This is a genomic window from Serratia sp. AXJ-M (genome assembly GCF_046531865.1).
Classification (GTDB): domain Bacteria; phylum Pseudomonadota; class Gammaproteobacteria; order Enterobacterales; family Enterobacteriaceae; genus Serratia; species Serratia liquefaciens.
Genome location: NZ_CP059394.1, coordinates 3,631,478 through 3,653,264 on the forward strand (window position 1 = coordinate 3,631,478; position 21,787 = coordinate 3,653,264).

General features: G+C 58.2%; 21 protein-coding genes. 5 read left to right on the top strand and 16 right to left on the bottom strand.

From position 1 onward, the window contains the following. Positions 1–57: 57 nt before the first annotated feature. The 8 genes from dedD to H0S68_RS17020 form a co-directional block, all read right to left on the bottom strand. Entirely contained in the window at positions 58–822 is a 765-nt protein-coding gene (dedD, locus tag H0S68_RS16985) for a cell division protein DedD (protein ID WP_048763008.1), read from the bottom strand. Beyond that, positions 823–2,088: a bifunctional tetrahydrofolate synthase/dihydrofolate synthase gene (gene folC, locus H0S68_RS16990; protein ID WP_020827871.1), complete on the bottom strand. Its 1,266-nt coding sequence runs from the start codon at positions 2,086–2,088 to the stop codon at positions 823–825. It lies immediately after the preceding gene. Between the two features lie 207 nt (positions 2,089–2,295). Next, positions 2,296–3,204 (bottom strand): acetyl-CoA carboxylase, carboxyltransferase subunit beta, encoded by a 909-nt coding sequence (gene accD, locus H0S68_RS16995; RefSeq protein ID WP_020827872.1) that lies wholly within the window; start codon positions 3,202–3,204, stop codon positions 2,296–2,298. Positions 3,205–3,437: 233 nt separating this feature from the next. Beyond that, the gene (locus H0S68_RS17000; RefSeq protein WP_020827873.1) at positions 3,438–4,100 is read right to left on the bottom strand and encodes a DedA family protein; all 663 of its coding nucleotides are present in this window, start codon (positions 4,098–4,100) and stop codon (positions 3,438–3,440) included. 75 nt (positions 4,101–4,175) lie between these two features. Then, on the bottom strand, positions 4,176–4,997 hold the full coding sequence (gene truA / locus H0S68_RS17005) for a tRNA pseudouridine(38-40) synthase TruA (RefSeq protein WP_020827874.1): 822 nt from the start codon (positions 4,995–4,997) through the stop codon (positions 4,176–4,178). Further along, positions 4,997–6,007, bottom strand: coding sequence for an aspartate-semialdehyde dehydrogenase (locus H0S68_RS17010; protein WP_122079911.1), 1,011 nt, complete (start codon positions 6,005–6,007; stop codon positions 4,997–4,999). Before H0S68_RS17010 ends, truA begins: the two co-directional genes overlap by 1 nt. An 89-nt stretch (positions 6,008–6,096) precedes the next feature. Continuing rightward, a complete protein-coding gene (gene pdxB / locus H0S68_RS17015) occupies positions 6,097–7,218 on the bottom strand; it encodes a 4-phosphoerythronate dehydrogenase PdxB (protein WP_046373046.1) in 1,122 nt (373 codons plus the stop codon). 177 nt (positions 7,219–7,395) lie between these two features. Beyond that, positions 7,396–8,169, bottom strand: coding sequence for an AraC family transcriptional regulator (locus H0S68_RS17020; protein WP_048763002.1), 774 nt, complete (start codon positions 8,167–8,169; stop codon positions 7,396–7,398). A gap of 117 nt (positions 8,170–8,286) precedes the next feature. On the opposite strand from H0S68_RS17020, the gene H0S68_RS17025 reads away from it, so the two are divergent. After that, positions 8,287–9,189, top strand: coding sequence for a DMT family transporter (locus H0S68_RS17025; RefSeq protein WP_122079913.1), 903 nt, complete (start codon positions 8,287–8,289; stop codon positions 9,187–9,189). On the opposite strand, the gene H0S68_RS17030 is transcribed toward H0S68_RS17025, so the two are convergent. The 3 genes from H0S68_RS17030 to H0S68_RS17040 form a co-directional block, all read right to left on the bottom strand. After that, complete coding sequence (locus tag H0S68_RS17030) at positions 9,186–10,604, bottom strand: sensor histidine kinase (RefSeq protein WP_122079914.1); 1,419 nt, start codon at positions 10,602–10,604, stop codon at positions 9,186–9,188. The two genes, H0S68_RS17025 and H0S68_RS17030, sit on opposite strands and share 4 nt — an antisense overlap. Then, on the bottom strand, positions 10,591–11,265 hold the full coding sequence (gene tctD, locus H0S68_RS17035) for a transcriptional regulator TctD (RefSeq protein ID WP_122079915.1): 675 nt from the start codon (positions 11,263–11,265) through the stop codon (positions 10,591–10,593). The genes H0S68_RS17030 and tctD overlap by 14 nt, the downstream gene beginning before the upstream one ends. 220 nt (positions 11,266–11,485) lie before the next feature. Further along, on the bottom strand, positions 11,486–11,812 hold the full coding sequence (locus H0S68_RS17040) for a hypothetical protein (RefSeq protein ID WP_128864617.1): 327 nt from the start codon (positions 11,810–11,812) through the stop codon (positions 11,486–11,488). Between the two features lie 299 nt (positions 11,813–12,111). On the opposite strand from H0S68_RS17040, the gene H0S68_RS17045 reads away from it, so the two are divergent. The 3 genes from H0S68_RS17045 to H0S68_RS17055 are packed head-to-tail and all read left to right on the top strand — an operon-like array spanning position 12,112 to position 15,066. Then, a complete protein-coding gene (locus H0S68_RS17045) occupies positions 12,112–13,092 on the top strand; it encodes a Bug family tripartite tricarboxylate transporter substrate binding protein (RefSeq protein ID WP_020827882.1) in 981 nt (326 codons plus the stop codon). 13 nt (positions 13,093–13,105) lie between these two features. Next, on the top strand, positions 13,106–13,537 hold the full coding sequence (locus tag H0S68_RS17050) for a tripartite tricarboxylate transporter TctB family protein (RefSeq protein WP_020827883.1): 432 nt from the start codon (positions 13,106–13,108) through the stop codon (positions 13,535–13,537). Positions 13,538–13,548: 11 nt separating this feature from the next. After that, a complete protein-coding gene (locus H0S68_RS17055; protein ID WP_020827884.1) occupies positions 13,549–15,066 on the top strand; it encodes a tripartite tricarboxylate transporter permease in 1,518 nt (505 codons plus the stop codon). A 35-nt stretch (positions 15,067–15,101) separates the two neighbouring features. On the opposite strand, the gene H0S68_RS17060 is transcribed toward H0S68_RS17055, so the two are convergent. Both H0S68_RS17060 and H0S68_RS17065 read right to left on the bottom strand, forming a co-directional pair. Continuing rightward, a complete protein-coding gene (locus tag H0S68_RS17060) occupies positions 15,102–15,731 on the bottom strand; it encodes a CatB-related O-acetyltransferase (RefSeq protein ID WP_128864618.1) in 630 nt (209 codons plus the stop codon). A 155-nt stretch (positions 15,732–15,886) separates the two neighbouring features. Next, entirely contained in the window at positions 15,887–16,882 is a 996-nt protein-coding gene (locus H0S68_RS17065) for a DMT family transporter (RefSeq protein WP_122079919.1), read from the bottom strand. Positions 16,883–17,051: 169 nt separating this feature from the next. On the opposite strand from H0S68_RS17065, the gene H0S68_RS17070 reads away from it, so the two are divergent. Next, complete coding sequence (locus tag H0S68_RS17070; protein ID WP_410528864.1) at positions 17,052–18,509, top strand: PLP-dependent aminotransferase family protein; 1,458 nt, start codon at positions 17,052–17,054, stop codon at positions 18,507–18,509. An 8-nt stretch (positions 18,510–18,517) separates the two neighbouring features. Here the strand turns inward: H0S68_RS17070 and H0S68_RS17075 are convergent, their stop codons facing one another. The 3 genes from H0S68_RS17075 to H0S68_RS17085 are packed head-to-tail and all read right to left on the bottom strand — an operon-like array spanning position 18,518 to position 21,754. Then, positions 18,518–19,018, bottom strand: coding sequence for a protein disulfide oxidoreductase (locus tag H0S68_RS17075; RefSeq protein ID WP_128864619.1), 501 nt, complete (start codon positions 19,016–19,018; stop codon positions 18,518–18,520). Next, a complete protein-coding gene (locus H0S68_RS17080) occupies positions 19,011–19,727 on the bottom strand; it encodes a DsbA family protein (RefSeq protein ID WP_116690054.1) in 717 nt (238 codons plus the stop codon). The genes H0S68_RS17075 and H0S68_RS17080 overlap by 8 nt, the downstream gene beginning before the upstream one ends. Then, on the bottom strand, positions 19,724–21,754 hold the full coding sequence (locus tag H0S68_RS17085) for a protein-disulfide reductase DsbD family protein (RefSeq protein WP_410528865.1): 2,031 nt from the start codon (positions 21,752–21,754) through the stop codon (positions 19,724–19,726). Before H0S68_RS17085 ends, H0S68_RS17080 begins: the two co-directional genes overlap by 4 nt. Between the last annotated feature and the right edge of the window lie 33 nt (positions 21,755–21,787).

Genomic DNA, 21,787 nt, shown 5'->3' on the forward strand with positions numbered 1-21,787 from the left:
TAATGATTATACCGTCATCTTTCGGTTCCGGGGCACAGCATGCTGTGCCCCCTGCGCTTAACGTACGCCGTACGGCTTCACCTGACCGCTCAAGCCGCTGATAGAATTCAGCGCGGGCAGCGAAGACTGCAGTTTCTGTTTCGAGGCGTCTGGCCCGACATAAATCCGGGTGATCTGCCCCTGTACCGGCGTTGACGGCACGGTAAAGGCACGATAGCCGGACAACCTCAGCGACGCCACCACCTCATTAACCTTGGCGGCGTTCTTCAGCGCCCCGAGCTGCACCACATATGCCTGCCCTGCCGGCGCTTTCTCTTCCGCCGGTTTCTGCACGGGTGCAGGTTCAGGCTTCGGTGTCGGCGTAGGCTCCGGTTTCGGCTCTGGCTTAGGTTCAGGTTTCACCACCGGCTTCACCTCCACCGGTTTCGGCTGCTGCACCGGTTTTGGTTTCACTTCCACTGGCTTGGTCTCAACCGGTTTCGGTTTCGGCTGCTGTACCGGTCGGGTTTCAACCGGCGGCGGCGTAACCTGGGTCGGCTGCTGAGCCGGCTGGCGGATGGCCTGTTGCGTCGCCGCTTCATTGGCAGCCTGCTGCTCCACCATCGCGCCCGCGCCTTCCGGCGGTTGGGCCGGCAGCGTCTGGCTTACCGGCGGCACCACGTCGTTTTCTTCCACATCACCGGCCTTCGGCACCAAAGGGATGGCGGCGAACTCGTCCTCATAATGTTTCTTTTTACCGTCCAGCAGCCCTGGCAGGATAATCACCCCCAGCGCAACCAAAATGACGGTACCGACCAATCGGTTTTGAAATTTACTTGCCACTCACACTCCCCGCATCTCGTCTAACGCCGCCATTACCTGTGCAACGGTGTGGAACGATCCACAGACGATCACAATATCCTGAATATCAGCGTCCTGCATAGCCTGACGCCAGGCAGTTTCGACATCGGCGAACTGCCGCGGTTCCGTCAAATGTTGCGCCAACTGCTCGGCGCTGGCACCGCGCGGCCCTTCCAGCGGCGCACAATACCACTCATCGACCTGCTCACTCAGACAGGCCAGCGTACCTGCGATGTCTTTGTCCGACAGCATGCCCACCACCGCGCGCACTTTACCGCCATTGCGCGGCAGCGTCGCCAGACGCCCGGCCAGATAACCGGCTGCGTGTGGGTTATGCGCGACATCGAGGATCAACATCGGATCGCGGCGCACAATCTGGAAGCGCCCAGGCAACGTCGCCTGCTGCAGACCGGCGAAGATCGCACGTTCATCGATTTCCAGCGCAGAAAAATGCAGCGCCGCCAACGCCGTCGCGGCATTCGCCAGCGGCACATTTGGCATCGGCAAGTCGGTCAGCAAGGTGCCACCGCCCTCCCACTGCCAGCGTTCGCCCTGTTCGCTGAAGGTCCAGGCGTCGCCGCGACGATACAGCTGCGCCCCCAGCGTATCCGCCACCTGCTGAATGGTCGCCGGCATATCCGGTTCCCCCACCACCGCAGGTTTACCACCACGGAAAATACCGGCCTTTTCGCGGCCAATGCTTTCGCGATCGCTGCCCAGCCAGTCGGTATGATCCAGCGCGATGCTGGTTACCACCGCCACGCTCGGATCGACGATATTGGTTGCGTCCAGGCGGCCGCCCAGGCCCACTTCCAGGATCACCACGTCAAGCTTAGCCTGTTTGAACAGCTGCAACGCCGACAGGGTGCCAAATTCGAAGTAAGTCAGTGAGGTTTCGCCCCGGCCCGCTTCAATGGCGGCAAACGAACGGCTGTGTTCGGCCTCGCTCAGCTCATCGCCTTGAATGCGCACACGCTCGGTGTAGCGCACCAGGTGCGGCGAGCTATAAACGCCGACGCGCAGACCGGCCGCCATCAAAATGGCTTCCAGGGTGCGGCAGGTGGTGCCTTTGCCGTTGGTACCGGCAACGGTGAACACCGTCGGTGCAGGGGTGAGTAAATCAAGATGCGCTGCAACGCGCTGTACGCGTTCCAGGCCGAGTTCGATCGCCTGGCTGTGCAGACGCTCAAGATAGAAAAGCCACGAGCTCAATGGCGACGTGGCTTGGGGAATTTGGTGGTTTTGCATGAGTCCCGTCACTGAACTTGGGTTCATTAATCCATCAGGGCACCACCCTCACCGCGGTAAAGGCGATGCTCTGCATGATACCCGTTGTCTTCCAAGCGTCGGAATGGACCGCTACGCTCAATCTACAAGGGTATTTCAACCGTCACTTAGCCACAAAATGACGGTTGAAACCCGCGAGACCTGCGCCGCGCGGGTGACTTATCAGCCTCAGGCGTCGGCCTGACTTTCCTGCCCGGCCACCGGCGCTACCTCATCGAAATGCGGCTGCGGCTGGTTGGTCAGCTTGGAAAGGATACTCGCCAAGGTCTGGCGCATTTCCGGGCGACGCACGATCATGTCGATCGCGCCTTTCTCAATCAGGAACTCACTGCGCTGGAAGCCCGGCGGCAGTTTTTCACGCACCGTCTGCTCGATGACGCGTGGGCCGGCAAAGCCGATCAGCGCCTTCGGTTCGGCGATATTGATATCGCCCAGCATGGCCAGACTGGCGGAAACGCCCCCCATGGTCGGGTCGGTCAGCACCGAAATGTACGGCAGACCGCGTTCCTGCAATTTTGCCAACGCTGCGCTGGTTTTCGCCATCTGCATCAGCGACATCAGCGCTTCTTGCATACGGGCGCCGCCACTGGCAGAGAAACACACCAGCGGACAGTTGTCTTCCAGCGCCTGCTCAACCGCACGAACAAAACGCGCGCCGACCACGGACGACATGGAACCGCCGATGAAGGCGAATTCGAATGAAGCGGCAACGATCGGCATACCGTACAGCGTGCCTTTCATCACCACCAATGCATCTTTTTCACCGGTCGCTTTCTGCGCGGCAACCAGGCGGTCCTTATACTTCTTGGAATCCTTGAACTTCAGAACGTCTTTCGGCTCCAGTTCGCTGCCCAGCTCCACTTCACTGCCTTCATCAAGCAGGGTATGCAGACGCATACGCGCAGTCATGCGCATGTGGTGGTCGCATTTCGGGCACACTTCCAGATTACGCTCCAGCTCGGCGCGGTAGAGAACCTGGCCGCAGCTATCGCATTTGGTCCAAACCCCTTCAGGAATACTCGCCTTACGGGTTTGGGTAATATTGCTCTTGTTAAGAATTCGTTCAATCCAGCTCATCGATGACCTTTCTGTTTGAACCTGGCAGACGCCAGTCCGCAGTTCATGCTTTAACAATCCCCCCGAAAACAGACCCAATGAAAAAGTGCCCGAGCAAAACGCGACAAGCGCGCGACAGAGGCACTGGTTTCAAGGTTGTTAACAGGAACAGACCATAAATGTCGCTCATTAAACCATATCGGCCCGACACTGTGGATAAAAAACTGGTCGAACCGACAGGTTGAGCGATGTTTTTACTGTTTTTGCTGGCGGGCAGCCGCGCGCTTGTGGCGCCAAATTTCAATGATGCCCGGCAGAATTGAAACAATGATGATAGCCACGATCAACAGTTTCAGGTTTTCCTGCACGATCGGCAAGTCGCCGAAAAGGTAACCAGCATAGGTGAACAGCAGCACCCAAACCAGTGCGCCAATCACGTTGTAGGCAGCAAAATGGCGATAGGACATATGCCCCATACCGGCAACGAACGGCGCAAAAGTACGCACGATCGGCACAAATCGCGCCAGAATGATCGTCTTCCCGCCGTGTTTTTCATAAAACTGGTGGGTTTTATCCAGGTAGCTGCGGCGGAAGATTTTCGAATTCGGGTTACTGAACAGCTTTTCCCCGAACAACCGCCCAATAGTGTAATTCACCGCATCCCCGAGTATCGCCGCGCCGATCATCAACGCCACCATGGTGTGCACATTCAGATCGTTGGTCGGCAATGCCGCCAGCGCCCCTGCAACAAACAGCAGAGAATCCCCCGGCAGGAAAGGCGTCACCACCAGGCCGGTTTCGCAAAACAGGATCAGGAACAAAATACCGTACACCCACATACCGTATTGCGCCACCAGCTCGGCCAGATGCACGTCAATATGCAGAATAAAATCAATCACAAACTTGATGATGTCCATAGGTTCTCTCTTTGACCGGGTGTCTCACCCACCCGGCAGGTACACAAGGGAGCAACGCGTCAGTCGCGCCGGCGTTTAATCGTCGGGTAAAAACAGTGGCCCCATCGGTGGCCGGGGTAAAGCAAAGTGCTCAGGATAATCAACGCTCACCAGGTATAACCCTTCGGCCCGCGCCGTAGCCGCAGCCAGATTGCGATCCTTCAGCGCCAGCAACTCGGCCATCCAGTTCTCGTCCTGATTGCCGCAGCCAATTTCCATCAGGCTACCGACAATGTTGCGAACCATATGATGCACAAAGGCATTCGCCTTGATATCTACCACAATATATTCACCGTGGCGCGTAACCTTAACGTGTTTTACGTTACGCCAGGGAGTACGCGACTGGCATTGCACGGCGCGAAACGAAGTAAAGTCGTTCTCGCCCAGCAGCGCCTGCGCCGCCCTTTCCATCCGGTCGGCATCCAGCGGGTGATAAAAATGAGTCATCCCCTGCTGCAATACCGCTGGGCGGTAGCGGTGATTATAAATAATGTAGCGGTAACGGCGCGCGGTGGCGCTGAAACGCGCATGGAAATCTTCAGGCACGCCGGTTACCCAGCGCACGGCGATATCCGGCGGCAGATGGGTGTTGACCCCCATCGTCCAGGCGGCGTCCTTGCGCTGCGCGGTGGTTTCAAAATGCACCACCTGACCGGTAGCGTGCACTCCGGCGTCGGTACGTCCGGCGCACAGCACGTTGATCGGCGCGTTGGCCACCTTGCTCAAGGCCTGTTCCAGACAGGCCTGCACGCTGGCCACTTCCTGCTGACGCTGCCAGCCATAATAACGGCTGCCGTCATATTCAATCCCCAGCGCGATTTTCAGTGTCGGCTGGGTGGGCAAAACAACCTCTGACATCAGTACATCTGCTCCTGAACCAGACGCTCTGCGGTTTCGATAGCCATCAGCGCGCCACCGAAGCGTACGTTGTCGGCGACCGACCAGAACTGCAGAATTTCAGGAATGCCGTAGTCATTGCGCAAGCAGCCCAGGCTCAGCGCATCGCTGCCGGAAGCTTCCGTGACCTGAGTCGGATAGTCGTCTTCTTCGCTCAGTTGGATATCGTCTACCTGCTCCAGCTCGCTGCGCGCTTCTTCCGCAGAAATTGGGCGCAGCGCTTCCAGATGCACCACCTGCGCATGGCCGTAAAACACCGGCGACTGCACGCAGCTCACCGAGATCGGCAGCCCTTCGTCCTGCAGCACTTTACGCACCTGGTCGACGATCAACCGTTCTTCGCGCACGCTGCCCTGCTCGTCGGTCATCAACGGCAGCAGGTTGAACGCCAGCTGCTTGGCAAACACGCCCGGCTCGGCCGGAATGCCGTTCAGCAGGCGCGCACTCTGACCGGCCAAATCGTCTACTGCCACTTTTCCGCGGGCAGAGACCGACATCAGGGTGGTGACGTGCAGACGGGAAAGCCCGGCCTGTTCGGTCAAAGGTTTGATGGCCGTCAGCAGTTGGCTGACCATGCTGTCGGCCACGGCGACGATATTACGATTACGGTAATCCGCCAGCACCTGCGGGTTAACCCCCGGTACCACCAGCGGAATGTCCGGCTCCAGCGCAAACAGGCCACTGGTGTCGATCACCAGGCAGCCCATATTGCCGGCTTCTTCCGCATAGCGGGCCGAGGCTTCGCTACCGGCGACGAAGAACGCCAATTGGGCCTGTGACCAGTCGAATTCTTCCGCTTTTTGCACCAGAACCGATTTGCCATTGAAGCGCACCGTGGCACCGGCACTGCGTTCGCTGGCCAAAGGATAGAGTTCGCCCACCGGGAACTGGCGTTCCTGTAACAATTCCAGCAACGCTTCACCTACCGCGCCAGTGGCGCCAAGCAGAGCGATATTCCAGCCGTCAGACATTGGGTTTCTCCAGAGTATTTTTCAAATGCAGATGGGCGACTGATTCGCCGCCCTGATAACAAAATTAGTCACTGTGGCTTAAGAAAGCCTTACGCGATCGAAAAGCCCAGCTTGTGCAGCAGCTCCGCACTAGCGCTATCATCACACTGGACGCGTAATGAAGACCATTCACGGCGCTCCTGATAATGTTTGCGCAGACGATCAAACTCGCCCGGTTGCCCGGCCACTTTACGCAGTGGCGCGTCGTCGCGGCGCACATCATACACCAAGTGCATCAATCGTTTTAATTTGCCTTCGTCCAGTGGCCCATTGAGCTGGATCTGGCTGAACTCAGGCACCGGCAACAATGAGGCCAGTTCGATCTGCTGCGGCTGTCCCAGGTGGCGGCTGAAGGCCTCGAAGACCTGCGTCGTGCCGCGCGCCTTGCCCTCCAGCGTGTAACCGGCGATATGCGCGGTACCGATATCGACCCGCGCCAGCAGCGGCAGAGACAGCTCCGGCTCCGGTTCCCACACGTCCAGCACCGTGCTCAGCTTTTTGCCTTTTTCCAGCGCCTGCAACAGCGCCGCGTTGTCGACTACCGGGCCGCGGCAAGCGTTGATCAGAATGCGATTGTCCGGCAGTGCTGCCAGCAGTTCGGCATCCGCCAGGTGCAATGAATGATAAGGGCCGGATTTATTGAGCGGCGTATGGAAGGTCAGCACGTCAGCTTCCGCCACCAGCTTCTCCAATGGCCAGAACTCGCCGCTGTCACCACGATCGGCACGCGGCGGATCGCACAGTAAGGTACGCACGCCCAGGGCTTTCAAACGGGCATCCAGCCGTGAACCTACGTTGCCGACGCCGATAATGCCGACGGTTTTATCGCGCAGGTGAAAACCGTCACGCTCAGCCAGCAACATCAGCGCGGAGAAGACATATTCCACCACGGCAATGGCGTTGCACCCCGGTGCCGCAGAAAAACCTATGCCCTGCTGTTGTAGCCAGGCGTCGTCTACGTGATCGGTGCCGGCTGTCGCGGTGCCGACAAAACCAATGCGAGTGCCGGCCAGCAGCGCTTCATTCACTTTGGTCACCGAGCGCACCATCAACGCATCGGCATCCGCCAACGCATCACTCGGAATTGGGCGGCCAGGCACGGCCTGTACGTTCCCCAAGCGACTGAACAATTCAGTCGCGTACGGCATATTTTCATCAACCAGGATTTTCACTTGTTGCTCCGACGGTTTACGGCTATTTATACCCAAAATAATTGGCGCTGCATCAAGGCGGTAAGAGCAGGAGTCCCCAGAAGCTTACTCAAATAAGTGACTGGGGTGAGTGCTCGCAGCCAACACAGAGGCGGCGTCAAGTATGAAGAGTTATCTGGGAAATAGTGTGCCATTGAATCATGCCCGGCGAAAGCGCTCGGGGGTGGTGCCGGCGATTTGCTGAAACATGACGATAAACGCCGACGCAGAGCTATAGCCCACTTCCAGCGCAACCTCTTGTACGGTTTTACCCTGCTCCAACAGCGAAACGGCATGCAAAAAACGCAGGCGCTGGCGCCATTCGCTAAACGACATCCCCAAGTCCTGCTGGCAGCGGCGCGACAGCGTGCGTTCAGTGGTGTAGACCCGAGTGGCCCAGATGGCGAGCGAGGTATTGTCCGACGGACAGTGCTCCAGGGCTTCCAACACCGGTGCCAAAAATTTGTCTTCGGAGGTCGGCAGATACGTTTGCTGCACCGGTGAGACATGCAGTTGGTCGATCAACGCGCGGCACAGGCGTAAATCCTGTTTGCTTTGCGGGATGTATTGTTTGCGAGCGTAAAAATCTTCGGCAATGGCGCGGAAAATCGGGGTAACGCTGACCAGACAAGGTTCTTCCGGCAAACCGGCGCACAGCGGCAGCGCAATATCCACCATGCGACACTGCGCCAAGCGCTGGTTATAGCAGGAGTGTTCAATCTCCGCTGGCGCCCACAACACAAATTCCGGCGGTGCCAAAAAGCGCTGGCCGCCGATACGCAGCACCATGACGCCAGCTTTTACCCACATCAACTGTCCCCAGCTATGACGATGTGGCTGGAACTCGGTACGAGCATTGAACTCTTCGCAGCGGAACTGCACCGGCCGCGGCGCCGGGATCAAGGCTTCTGGGAAATGGCGGATTTCTGGCATGGTTTCGCCCCGTTACTTGTCTTGTTTGGCAGAAAATTTGTCTGAATATCGCTATATATAATAAACCGGACACGAGTAAACTAGCCAGCATGTTAGTCGTTAATGAGAATAATTATCATGAATATGCTCTTCCCTTTGCTGGCGGTTCTGATTTGGTCAATCAACGCCGTGGTCAGCAAGCTCTCGGCCACCGCTATCGATCCGGCCGCGATCTCCTTCTATCGCTGGTTGCTGGCGCTGATCACCCTCACGCCGTTCGTGCTGCCCGGCGTGATCCGCCATTGGTCGGCGATACGCGCCAACTGGTGGAAATTGCTGGTTCTCGGCATGCTGGGCATGGTGCTGTATCAGAGTCTGGCCTATTACGCGGCGCACAGCGTCAGCGCGCTGTTTATGGGCATTATTGTCTCACTGATCCCATTACTGACCATTCTGATCAGCATCGTGCTGTTGCGGGTCGCTCCCACGATAGGTATTGCCATCGGCAGCCTGTTGTCTTTGGGCGGCTTGATCTGGCTGGTGAGTGCCGGTAACCCGGGTGAGTTGCTGCAGCACGGCATCGGCAAGGGGGAATTGATGATGTTCGCCGCCACCGCCTCTTATGCGCTGTACGGCGTGCTGACCAAACGTTGGGCGATTGCCCTGCCGAACTGGCAGTCGTTGTATGTGCAGATCCTGTTCGGCGTGGTGTTGTTACTGCCGAACTTCCTGATGGCACAAGACGTGTCTCTGACCAGCCAAAACATCCCGCTGGTGCTGTTTGCCGGCATTCCGGCCTCGATTGTCGCACCTTATCTGTGGATCCACGGCGTTATGCGTCTGGGGGCCAATACCGCGTCGATCTTTATGAACCTGGCACCGGTATTTACCGCCATCATTGCGGTGCTGTTCCTGCATGAACATCTGCACAGCTACCATCTGATCGGCGGCGGCATTACCCTGCTGGGCGTGATCCTGTCGCAGCGTCTGCGCACGCCGCTGGGGCGCAAGGCCAAACAAGCCGCGGAGTGTCAGAGCTAAGATAATAATTGAAAACGCACCCGCACCAGCAGGCCACCCAGCGTGGCCGAGGTCAACAGCTCCGGGCGGGTGCCGTGATAACGGGTGATATCGCTGACCAGCGCCAGCCCTAACCCGGCACCGGGTTGATCACCCACGTTATCCAACCGATGAAACGGCTGCAGCGCCTGCGCGGTATCCTGTTGGGCAATGCCCGGGCCGCTGTCTTCAATTTCCAATATTCCCTCCCCGGCCTGCTTGTCCAGGGTTAAACGTGCGGTGACCGTGCCCTGATGCGGCGTATATTTCAGTGCGTTATCCAGCAAGTTGGCGCACAGTTCGGTTAGCAACAGCGTTTCTCCGCCGACCCAACAGACCGATTCTCCCTCGTACCCCAAATCGATGCGCTTGCTGCGGGCCTGGGGTAAACGTGAAAAACAGGCATCGCGCAGCACCTGCGCCAGGTTTACCGGCTGCAGTTGGCGATCGGCGTGATGCTCATGAGCTTTGAGCCGTGAGAGATAGAGCAGGCGATCGGTCAGCGCCACGGTGTTATCCAGCGTTGCGCTCATGGCCAGTAAGCTTTCCCGCCACTGCTCCGGCTTATCGCTGGCCAGCGCCACCCCCACCTGGGTTTTCAATACGGTTAACGGCGTGCGCAGCTGATGTGAAGCGTCGGCGCTAAAACGTTCCTGTCGTGCCACCATCACCCGCAGCCGTTCAATATAGCGGTTGAACGCCAGCAACAGCGGCTGCATTTCCGACCAGGGCAATACCATCGGCAACGGCGTCAGCTCACCCGGGTCACGCCGCAGCATAATGCCGGAAAGCTTGCGCATCGGCTTAAGCACCCGCTTGAGCAACGCAAAGGCCAGGATCATGGTCAGTACCACCACGGTTCCCTGGCTGAGCAAAGCGGAAAGCATCATCTGCCGTGCCAAATAGCGGCGCGACTCCAGGGTTTCCGCCACCAGAATGGTGGCCATGCCCATCACTCCGGATTCGTTGACCGGCTGGTAAAGGGCAGCGACGCGGATCGGCCGCCCGCGGTATTCGGCGTCATAGAAATGCACCAGCGCCGGGTACAGGCTTGAGCGCAAAATATGCGGCGGCATCGTCGGCAAATCGTCATAGCCGGAGATACTTACGCCCTGCGGGGAGATCACTTCGTAGTAAAGCTGATCGTTCATGTTGCGCTCAAAGCTGTCGAGCACCACGTAGGGCACATCCACCTCAAGCCGGCCATTTCGCACCACCAGCCGTTCCGCCACGGTACGCGCTGACGCCAGCAACGTGCGATCGTAAGCCAGCGTAGCGGCATTCATCGCGCTGAAGTAGTGGGTATAAATCGAGATGCCGCCTAACACCAGCAGCGGCAGGCCAAAGAACAACAGCAGTTGATAAAATAGCGATTGCGGCGCGTTAAACCACCTCATTGCAAAGCTCCAGGCTGTAGCCCAGACCGCGCAGAGTGATAATCGCCACGTTGCTGCCCTGCAGTTTTTTTCGCAGCCGGTGGACATAGAGTTCAATGCTTTCCGGATTGGCCTCGTCGGCCAAAGTAAACACCTGTTCAAACAACTGCTGTTTGGCCACCGGCCGGCCACGGCGGTGAATCAACGCGGTCAGCACCGCCAACTCACGCGGCGTCAATTGCAGCGGTTTGTCGTCCAGCTGAAAATAGCCTTCATCGAGATAGGTCAGCGCGCCATATTTCAGCGCCTGCTGGGTCACGCCAACGCTGCGGCGCAGCAACGCGCGAATGCGCGCCTCCAACTCATCCAGTTCGAAAGGCTTGGTGAGATAATCGTCTGCCCCCAGGTTCAGCCCTTTAACCCGATCGGCAACGTCGGTTCTGGCCGTCAGCAACAGCACCGGCAAGTCCTGTCCTCGCTTGCGCAGACGGGCCAGCAGATCCAGCCCGTTCAGCCGCGGTAACGCCACGTCCAGCACCACCAGCGCATAGGATTCGTTTAACAGCAAATGATCGGCCGCCAGCCCGTCCGGCGCGACGTCGACGGCAAAACCGACGCCGGTTAACGCCTTTTGCAGCCAGTGGGATAACTCGGGATGATCCTCAACCAATAACAGACGCATGTTTCCATTCCATTGATTTTTCTATGCCCGCAGGCCGAATGCTGAGCGATGACGTCAGCATCCGACTTATTGTCAATTAACATCTTTATAACAGCAGGATGGCACGGAAGACGCAGTGATAGAAGGGTTGCTCCCAATCCGTTTTGGGAGCTGGAACACAATTGCGACACGGAATAAACCCTGAGCCGTCGGCAACAGGGCTAATTCGGTTAGCCAGCCACTACATTGCGATTTCGCAGTCGGCCAGGGCGATATCCAGTACCGGTTTCAATTTGGCGGGGGTAAACGGCGGAGACACCAGCACCGAGCGGTTGTTGGCGGCGAAGACCAGATCAATACCGGTGATACAGGCCGTCATGTGGCAAGCGTATTTTTCACCTTTGTCATTCGAAAAATGCAGTTCAAAAACGCCGATATCCGCTCGCAGGCGCTTAACACGACAATGGCCCTCTTCCCCGACCCTATCGGCATAAGCTAGCGGCAACATCTTGATGGCACTCACTTTATTGCCGTCCTTGCTGCCGAATAACTTCCCTAATGAAAACATAATAATGCACCTTCATTCATTTTATTTTTCGGCATTTTATCGCAAGACGAAACCGATAAAACTGATATTACGCAGGCTTTACGCGAGGTTTACGCGCTGTTATTCCTTCATCGCATGTGTTAACCGGCGGGCAATCAGGACGATGGTCAGTCGTGTAATTCTCGCTAACAGGAGACACGTATCACATCCCGGAAACTTTTCCCTCGGTTGAAAGGTAAATGAAAGGTTGTTGATTTAACAATCCAGCAACCCGTATCGGCGGGGATCCACACCGACTGAAAAATACCTTGGGGAAAGCAATGAAAAAAATAATCACCCGAACACTGACCGCTACCGCTCTGCTGCTGGCCACCCATCAGGCTTTTGCCCTGGAAGCGCCGAAACGCACCGAATGCATCGCTCCTGCCAAGCCTGGCGGGGGATTTGACCTGACCTGCAAGCTGATCCAGGTCTCGCTGCAAGAAACCAAAGCCATCGACAAACCGATGCGCGTGACCTATATGCCCGGCGGCGTCGGCGCGGTGGCTTACAACGCCATCGTGGCTCAGCGCCCGGCGGAATTCGGCACGGTAGTCGCCTTCTCCGGCGGCTCGCTGCTGAATCTGTCACAGGGAAAATTCGGCCGTTACAACGTCGATGACGTCAAATGGTTGGCCGCTGTCGGCACCGACTACGGCATGATCGCCGTGCGTGCCGACTCACCGTACAAAACCCTGAAAGACCTGATGAACGCCTTCCAAAAAGATCCCAACAGCGTGGTGTTCGGCGCAGGCGCTTCGATCGGTAGCCAGGACTGGATGAAAACCGCCCTGCTGGCACGTGAAGTCGGCGTCGATCCGCACAAGATGCGTTACGTGGCGTTCGAAGGCGGCGGCGAGCCGGTTACCGCCCTGCTCGGCAACCACATTCAGGCAGTTTCCGGCGATTTGAGCGAAATGGTGCCTTACCTGCAGGGCGACAAAATTCGCGTGCTGGCGGTGTATTCCGAACAGCGCCTGCCGGGTCAGTTAGCCGATGTTCCGACCGCCAAAGAGCAAGGGTTCAATCTGGTCTGGCCGATCATTCGCGGCTTCTACGTTGGCCCGAAGGTCACGGAAGAGGAGTACCAGTGGTGGCTCGATACCTTCAAGAAAATGATGGCGACCGAGGAATTCAAGCAACAGCGCGATCTGCGCGGCCTGTTTGAATTCGACCTGACCGGCAAGGAATTGGACGCCTACGTGAAAAACCAGGTCAATCAGTACCGCGAACAGGCCAAAGTTTTCGGCCTGGCAAAATAACCGGGGGCATACCATGAGCGATCGCATTTTTGCCGGGTTCTGGCTGCTGCTGTGTATCGGCGGCCTGTTTATCGGCTGGGGCATCCAGAGTGAATACAGCTACGAGCCACTGGGTCCGCGGCCCTTCCCACTGGCTATCCTCAGCCTGATGGCGCTGTGTGCGGCACTGCTGCTGTTGAACAAACCGCAGGCCGTTGAATGGCCACATAACAAGGTGATGCAACGTCTGCTGGTGCTGGTGATCACGCTGGTGCTGTACGCCTGGGGCTTCGAGTGGCTGGGCTTTCCGCTGGCAACCGCACTGCTGACCTTCAGCATTGGCCTGCTGTTCCAGGCCAGCCTGATAGCGGCGTTGGTGTCTGGCGCGATCATGGGCGTTGCGCTCTATTACGCCTTTGACCGCTTACTTGATGTGACACTGCCACTCGGCGTTTGGCTGAGTTAACGGGGGCGATGATGGAAACCTGGATGTATTTGTCTCAAGGGTTCGAGGTGGCGCTGGTGCCCCAGAACCTGATTATCGCCCTGATCGGCTGCTTCGTCGGCACCATTGTCGGCCTGCTGCCGGGCCTGGGACCGATCAACGGCGTGGCGATCCTGCTGCCGCTGGCGTTTGCCCTCAAATTACCGGCCGAGTCGGCACTGATCCTGCTGGCGACGGTGTATATCGGCTGCGAGTACGGCGGCCGCATCTCCTCGATATTGCTCAACGTACCGGGAGACGCCGCTGCGATCATGACCGCACTGGACGGTTACCCCATGGCACAACAAGGCCGTGCCGGCGTCGCGCTGTCGATTTCGGCGGTCAGCTCCTTTGTCGGTTCGATGATTGCCATCGGCGGGATCATTCTGTTTGCCCCGCTGCTGGCCCGTTGGTCACTGGCATTTGGTCCGGCAGAATATTTCGCCCTGATGGTATTCGCTATCGCCTGCCTGGGCAGCATGATGAGCCAAAACCCGTTGAAATCGCTGCTGGCGGCGCTGATTGGTCTGGGGCTGGCAACGGTCGGGGTGGACGCCAATACCGGCGTTTATCGTTTCACCTTCGACAGCGTCCATCTCTCCGATGGCGTGCAATTTATCGTGGTGGTGATTGGCCTGTTCTCGGTCAGTGAAATCTTGCTGATGCTCGAAAGCACCAGCGCCGGGCAAAAGCTGGTGCGTAAGACCGGCCGCCTGCTGTTTAACCGTAAAGAGGCCGCCGAGTGCGTGGGCCCCACGCTGCGTTCTTCGGTGATCGGTTTCTTCGTCGGCATTCTGCCGGGTGCCGGGGCCACCATCGCCAGCGCCCTCACCTACATGACCGAAAAGAAAATCAGCGGCAACAGCGAAACCTTCGGCAAAGGGGATATCCGCGGCGTTGCTGCGCCCGAAGCGGCCAATAACGCCTCGGCCTGCGGTTCGTTCATTCCGATGCTGACGCTGGGCGTACCGGGTTCCGGCACCACCGCGGTAATGATGGGAGCGCTGACGCTGTACAACATCACGCCAGGTCCGGCAATGTTCACCGAACAGCCGGATATTGTCTGGGGGCTGATTGCCGCGCTGCTGATTGCCAACGTGATCCTGCTGATCATGAACCTGCCGTTGGTGGGCCTGTTTACCCGCATGCTGACCATCCCTTTGTGGTTCCTGGTACCGGCGATTGCCGCGGTGTCGGCGGTCGGCGTTTACGCGGTACACAGCACCACCTTTGACCTGCTGTTAATGGTAGGGCTGGGGGTGTTCGGTTACATACTGAGGAAAATGCACTTCCCGATGTCACCGCTGATCCTGGGCTTCGTTCTGGGAGAAATGCTGGAGCAAAACCTGCGCCGCGCGCTGTCGATCAGCAACGGTGAGTTCAGCATCCTGTGGGGTAGTGGCATCGCGCAAACGCTGCTGGTGCTGGCGGTATCCGTGCTGGTGCTGCCGCTGCTGTTGCGCAGAATACGCAAACGCCGCCTGACGGCGGAAGCGGCCAAGGCCGAATAAGCAAAAGGGCGGAGTATTAACTCCGCCCTTTTCATTTAACGTTTAATTTCGCTTATCGCCCGTTCAAGGGCCGCAATATCGTCATTGGCCAGCAAAGGCTGCACCTGAGCAAAATCCTCGGCCGACAGATCATAAATGCGCAAAGCGAGTAACCTGGCTACGATCTGCGGAGCAAAGCGCAGTCTTATTGGTCGCGCCGGATTGCCCCCCACCAGGGTGTAAGGCTCAACATCCTTCGTCACAACGCTACCGGCGGCGACTATCGCTCCTTCCCCAATCGTCACGCCCGGCATCAGCATCGCCCGCATGCCTATCCAGCAGCCGTCCCCCAACCGGGTATCGCCCTTCGGCTGATAGGAAGCCAGAATGCTTTCCATCATCGGATACAGGCAGAACCAATCGGCACGATGGGTATGGTTGCCCCCCATCAGGATCACCGCCTCGGCGGCAATGCAGACATAATCGCCGATCAGCAATTGGTCTATCGTTCCTAGCGGCTGCCACTGTTGGCTGACCTCGTCGCCGTGCAAATAACGCACCACGGAGCGCTCAAAGCCGTCATCCAGGTAGTCGCTGTAATAGCTGTGAGTCCCTTTGACGATAATATTGGGGTTGGTCACCGTTTGGTGTAACAGTTCTGTTTTTGACCAGTGTTTTTCAGTCATGGCGCTTTCTCTATATTCATTGCAAGAGCCACAGCCAAATGTCTGTGGCAGTGTTTTTTGGTCGTAAAACACTGCCGCTTTAAGCGATTAACGCCCGTTTTAATCTTGGGTTATTGGTCATTGTTGCCTCCACATCCGGCCCTAATGTTAACAAATCACGTCGCAGCCGTCTTGCTCTTCAGCATCAGCACCCCGCCCATCACCAACGCACTGCCCAGCAGCTGTAACTGATTCATGCTTTCCCCCAGCAGGAAGTAAGCGATCGCTGCCGTGAACACCAGTTCCAGCGACAAAATCAGGTTTGCCACCGCCAGCGGCAAGCTTTTCAAACTGATGTTGTACAGGCCGAACCCCAACAGCGTTGGGCCGGCAGCCAGGGTCAGCAGCAACCACCAGCCCCCCCACTCGATACCCTGAACGCCCTGGGACAGGAACCACAATGACCCCGTCATGCCGTGGAACGCCTCCAGTGGGTAAAAGGTCAGCGCGGCATTGAACAACCATTGATAAACAGCCGAAAAGCCAAACACGTACAGGATGGTGTTCCACACCGGGTAACGCCGTTCGGTCGCGACCCGCCCACCCAGCGTATAGAGGGTGTATCCGATGCCGGACAGCATGCCCACCACCAGCCCCAACAGGTTAAAATGGCTGTTGCCCAAGCTGTCGCCGTTGCTGACCAGAAAACAGCCGCCCAGGCTGACCACAATCACCACCAACTGACGCAGGCTCAGGCGCTCGCTGTACATCATCCAGCCGAGAAACACGGTAAAACCGACCGAGCAGTAGGTCAGGATAGTCGCCACCGACGCACCGTTCAGCGCCACCGACAGCGTCCACAGGCTGTTGAACACTGCCAGCAGCAGACCATAGCAGGCATAAAAGGGGATCTGCGCGCGCTGTAAACGCGCCCATTCGGGTTTGAACAGCAGCAGTACCGGCAACAGCACCAGAGCAACCAGCGCCGCGCGCCAAAAAGCCAGCACAAAGGTCGGCAGGTGATAATACTCCGTCAGCACGCGGATAATAATGGCGGTAAAGGCCAGCAACATGGCGCTGATGATAGCAATCACATACCCCTGACTGCTGCCCTGTAAAATGTGCGCCCCCGGGAAAACCGGCCTGGCTGAGATACCCGATGGTAATGACATGACACCCTCAAAAAACGGCAATAGTGGACTCAGGCGAGATTCTAACGCCGCGTAACTTTACCGCCAGAGCCACTTTCCCCCGATGTTATATAGGCCACTTTTATCCTCTTGAAGCCATGTAACTATGGGGTATAGTAAAAAACATCACCGTCAACCGGGCCAATTTTGCATGCATATTCCCTTAGACCGTCAGCAAAACATTCCTTTATATCTGCAAATTGAGGAAGCGCTGCGGCGGGCGATCCTCAGCGGCGCATTTGTCGACGGCGATAAGCTGCCCTCCACGCGCACGCTTGCCGCCAAGCTGGCGGTCAGCCGGTTGACGGTGGAAAACGCCTATGCCGAACTGGCGGCAAAAGGTTTTTTGCACCAGCGGCGCGGCAGCGGTGCCTATGTCTTGCACCCGCTGATCCAGCCAGCCCAGCCACGCCCAACAAGCGATGCGCCCTTCCCGGCGGAGCGTTTCACTACCCTGACCTCTCGGCTGGATGGCTACCCCAATACGCCGTTGCCGGACAACATCATCAACTTTGCCGCCGGCGTCGGCAGCCCGAAAGTCTTTCCGCAGGAGGAGTTCCGCAAGATATTGCTGTCGGTACTCAGCCGCCATGCGGAAGAAGCCTTCAGCTATGGCGAATACTGCGGCTATTACCCGCTGCGCGATACCCTGGGGCGGATCCTCACCGCTCAGGGTATTCCGACCCATGCAGAGCAACTGCTGATCACCAACGGTTCGCAACACGCCATCAGCCTGATAGTGCAAAGCCTGCTGGAGCCGGGCGACACGGTGATTGTCGAACAACCGACCTACGCCGAAGCGCTGGGGCTGCTGCGCCAGCACCGCATCAATATCGTCACCGTCGCCAGCGACCGGCACGGCATGTTGGTTGAACAGCTGCCCGCACTGATCGAAAAACACCAACCGAAGTTGATTTACACCATTCCCAATTTTCATAACCCCACCGGCCGCTGCATGAGTGAAGCGCGCCGTCGACGCCTGCTGGCACTGGCCCAGCAGGCCGGTGTAGTGATATTGGAAGACGATTTTGTCGGCGATCTGCGCTACAACGGCAAACAGCTGCCGTCGCTGCGATCGCTGGCGCAACCGGGGGCGGTGATTTACGTCAGTACCTTTTCAAAAATGCTGCTGCCCAGCATGCGCATCGGTTACCTGGTGGCGGACAGCGAACACTATCAGCGACTGGCTCGTCTGAAACACGTCGACAGTTTTACCAGCTCCAACCTGATCCAGCGGGCACTGGACGCATTCGTCACTATCGGTCGTTACGACAAGCAACTGCGGCGCGCCGGGCGGTTATATCGCCAGCACAGAGACGTGATGGTGGCAGCCTTGCAGCAGCAACTGCCGCCCGGCTGTCAGTTTGAAACGCCGGAGGGTGGACTGTTTATCTGGCTGACGCTGCCTGCCGCCGTCAGCACCGAGGCACTGATGCCGCTGGCCTGGCGACACGGCGTGACCTTTGCGCGTGGGGAGTGCTTTTATGCCGAAGAACAGCAAGGCGCACATGGCCTGCGATTGAATTTCGCCGCCAATACGCCGCCGCAGATAGAGGAAGGTATCGCCCGACTGTGCCGGGCGATTAATGAGGTCATCACTTCAGAATAGGCCGCGGTTCAGAGCCCGGCCCACCATAGCCGCAGCTTCATTCCCCAATAGCTGGTCCAGCCGGTGGTGCTTTGCACCACCTTGCCCTGGGAAATGACCACCAAGGTGGGCGTGACGCCGATCTGCCACTGCGCCGACAGCTCGCCACGGGGATCGTTAACCACCGGCAACGTCACACGCTTGCCCGCCAGCCACTGTTCCACCTGACGATCGTCGCCGGAACGCAGCGCCACGGTCAATACGTTGCCGCCCTCGCCGACCAGTCTGGCGACATACGGCGTGGTAAACCGGCAAACCCCGCACCAGCTGGCCCAGAAATAAACCAGCAGCGGCTTGTCCTGGCTGAGCTGCGCCAGCGAGACGTGTTCACCGTTCAACGTCGTCAACGGTTGCGAATCGAACGCCGCCGGTGGCTGCGGTGCGCGTAACCAGTCCATCCCGAACGCAACCGCCAGCACAATCAGCAACAGGATCAGCAGTTCGCGGCCCCAACGCCGCAGCTTAGCCATTGTTAACCTTCGCAAGCTGTTGTTTCACTACCGCCTCCAGATCCTCATACGACACCGCGCCTGGCAGCATTTGATCGCCGATCAGGGTGGCCGGCGTTCCTTGTACTCCAAGCTGCTCCGCCAATGCCATATTGGTGCGCAAGGTGGTCATGCTCTGTTCGCTTGGTGCAACGGCTTTCACCCCGGTTTTCTGCTGTGCGGCAGCGATGCTGGCCGTGTCATGGAAGCCTTTTTTCGCCATCAGCCGCTGATGCAGCGCCCAGAATTGGTCCGGGTGTTGCTGCCAGGTCGTCAGCGCCACGCGTGCAGAACTGACGGAGCTCTCTCCTTTGAACGGCAGCAGTTTTACCACCAGCGCCACATCAGGATACTGTTTGACGATTTTTTCCAGCATCGGGTCAAAACGCTTGCAGTACGGGCAGTTGTAATCGGTAAAGGCCACCAGCGTCAGTTTGGCGTTGGCCGCTCCCAAACGTGGGCTGGCCGGATCTTCGTATAGGGTTTTGGCATTTTGCTTGATCGCCTGGCTGATTTGCTGACCGGCGGTCTGTTGCTGCCAGGCATCCACCGCCTGCGCCAGAATATCCGGGTTCGACACCAGCGTTTCGCGGATCAGCTCTTTAATCCGCACCTCTTGTTCCGGGGTAAAAGGAGCCGCAGCCCAGACCGGAGTAACCATCAGCATCAGTAACATCAGTAATTTTTTCATTGTGAATTTCCTTTGGCGGCGGACAGGGTTTGCAAGACGGCATCGCGGGTCAACAGCGGGGATAACACCACGCCATCAGGGCTGCCGGGGCCATAAATCTGGTTAAAAGGCACGGCAACGCTGCCGCGTTTTTGCAGGAAAGCGCTAATCTCGGCCGAAGGACGGCTCCAGTCTCCTCGCAGGGCGACAACGTCGCCGGCACTCAGCGCTTTTTGCACGTCATCACGCAACAGCACGTTGAATTTGTTGGCTTTACAGGTTACGCACCAGTCTGCGGTGACGTCGACAAACACCCGTTTGTTCTGGGCGAGTGCCTGGGCGATCGCCTGCTCACTTAGCGGTTGCCAGGTGACATTGTCGTGCAGCGGCTGACGCCACAGCCCGGCGGTCAGCGAACCGGCCAGTAACACCACACCGACCAGCACCAGCGTGCCGGCCGCCAGCTTGGCCGCCAGACGAACCCCATGTTGCCAGCCTACCGCCAACAACAAGGCCAACAGTGCGATACCGCCCAATGCCAGCGTCGGCAAGGTGCCAATATGATTGACCATCAGGCTCAGCAGCCACAGTGAAGAAGCCAGCATCAGCAGACCCATGGCCCACCGTAAAGTGTTCATCCAACGCCCCGGACGCGGCAGGCGCAGCGCTAAAGCAGGCCATGCGGCAATCAGCAGCCAGGGCAGGCTCATGCCGATACCCAAGGCGACAAACATGCCCCACAGCACCGGCAGCGGCGCAGCCAGTGCAAAGGCCACGGCAGTGCCCAGGAAGGGAGCCGAACAGGGCGTCGCCAGCAAGGTGGCAAATGCGCCCTGCCAGAAATGCCCGCTCAGGCCACGGCCGTTATGGGTCGCCAATTTGGTATTAAGGGAGGAGGACAGCTGCAAATGGAACAGGCCAAACAGGTTGGCGCTGAACAGTAGCGTCACCAGCACCATAAAGCCGATAAACCACGGGTTTTGGAACTGAATACCCCAGCCCAGCGCCTGATTGCTCAAGCGCAGCAGCGTCATCAGCAACGCCAGCGCCATAAAGGACGCCACAATGCCAAACGAGGACGCAAGGAACTGCAGCCGAATGCTGTGGCGGTCGCGCTGCTCCACCTGCAAAATCGATCCCAGTTTGATGCCCAGAACCGGCAGCACACAGGGCATCAGGTTGAGGATCAGGCCCCCCGCCAACGCCATCAGCACCGCTTGCCACAGAGTGAAACTGGCGGCGCTCGGCAGCGGCCCGCCAATCGGCAGCGTCACCTGCTGCGCCATGCCGCCGTCGCCGATTACCAACGTCAGGGTTTTACCGCGCAGATCCGGGGCGCTGTCACCCCAGCCATCGCTGACCGGTACCCGCGCGGTCATCAGTGAACCTTCGCTACTGACCCGTGGCTTGCCGAGGTCTGCGTCCTCCAAGGTGTCGAAGAACAGCTCCGGCCGTTGCCAACCGGCGGCTCGCTCGGCGCTGATCTGTAATTCGCCATTGAGATAACCGGCCTTGATGCTCTCCACCAGGCCCTCGGCGATCGGCACCTGACCCATCGCCTGGGCAAAGTCATGGTCAAACTGCGCGTCAGACGGCGCGGCAAGATCCAGACTGAACGGATAGTCGGTCAAAATACAGACGTTGCTGCAGGTGGACAGCGTCAGCGTCCCCGCCAACTGGCGCGGTGCCGTTCCTTTCATCACCATCGGCAGCTCTACCCGATCGTGGTAGCCCTGCGTGGAAATGCCGGCCACCTCAAAACGCTGCGGCGTCGGCCAATACCAGGTCACCGGAGGCGGATTGCCTTGCCAGGTTATTGCCGGCGCAATGCCGCCTTCCCCCGGCGAACGCCAGTAGGTTTTCCAGCCTTTTTGCAGCTCAATAGCCAACAGCAGCCGGGTTTCTCCTGGCTGCGAGGTGTCAGCGCGGAGTCGCACCTTGGCATGATCGTTGGTCGGGCTTTGCAACCAGCCGCTGTCCGCCGCCTGCAAAGCGGGCAGCCACAGCATTAACAGGCAGACAAACGTCGACCTGATGATATTCAACATGTTTTTTCTCCATAAATAAGACAATCACCAAAA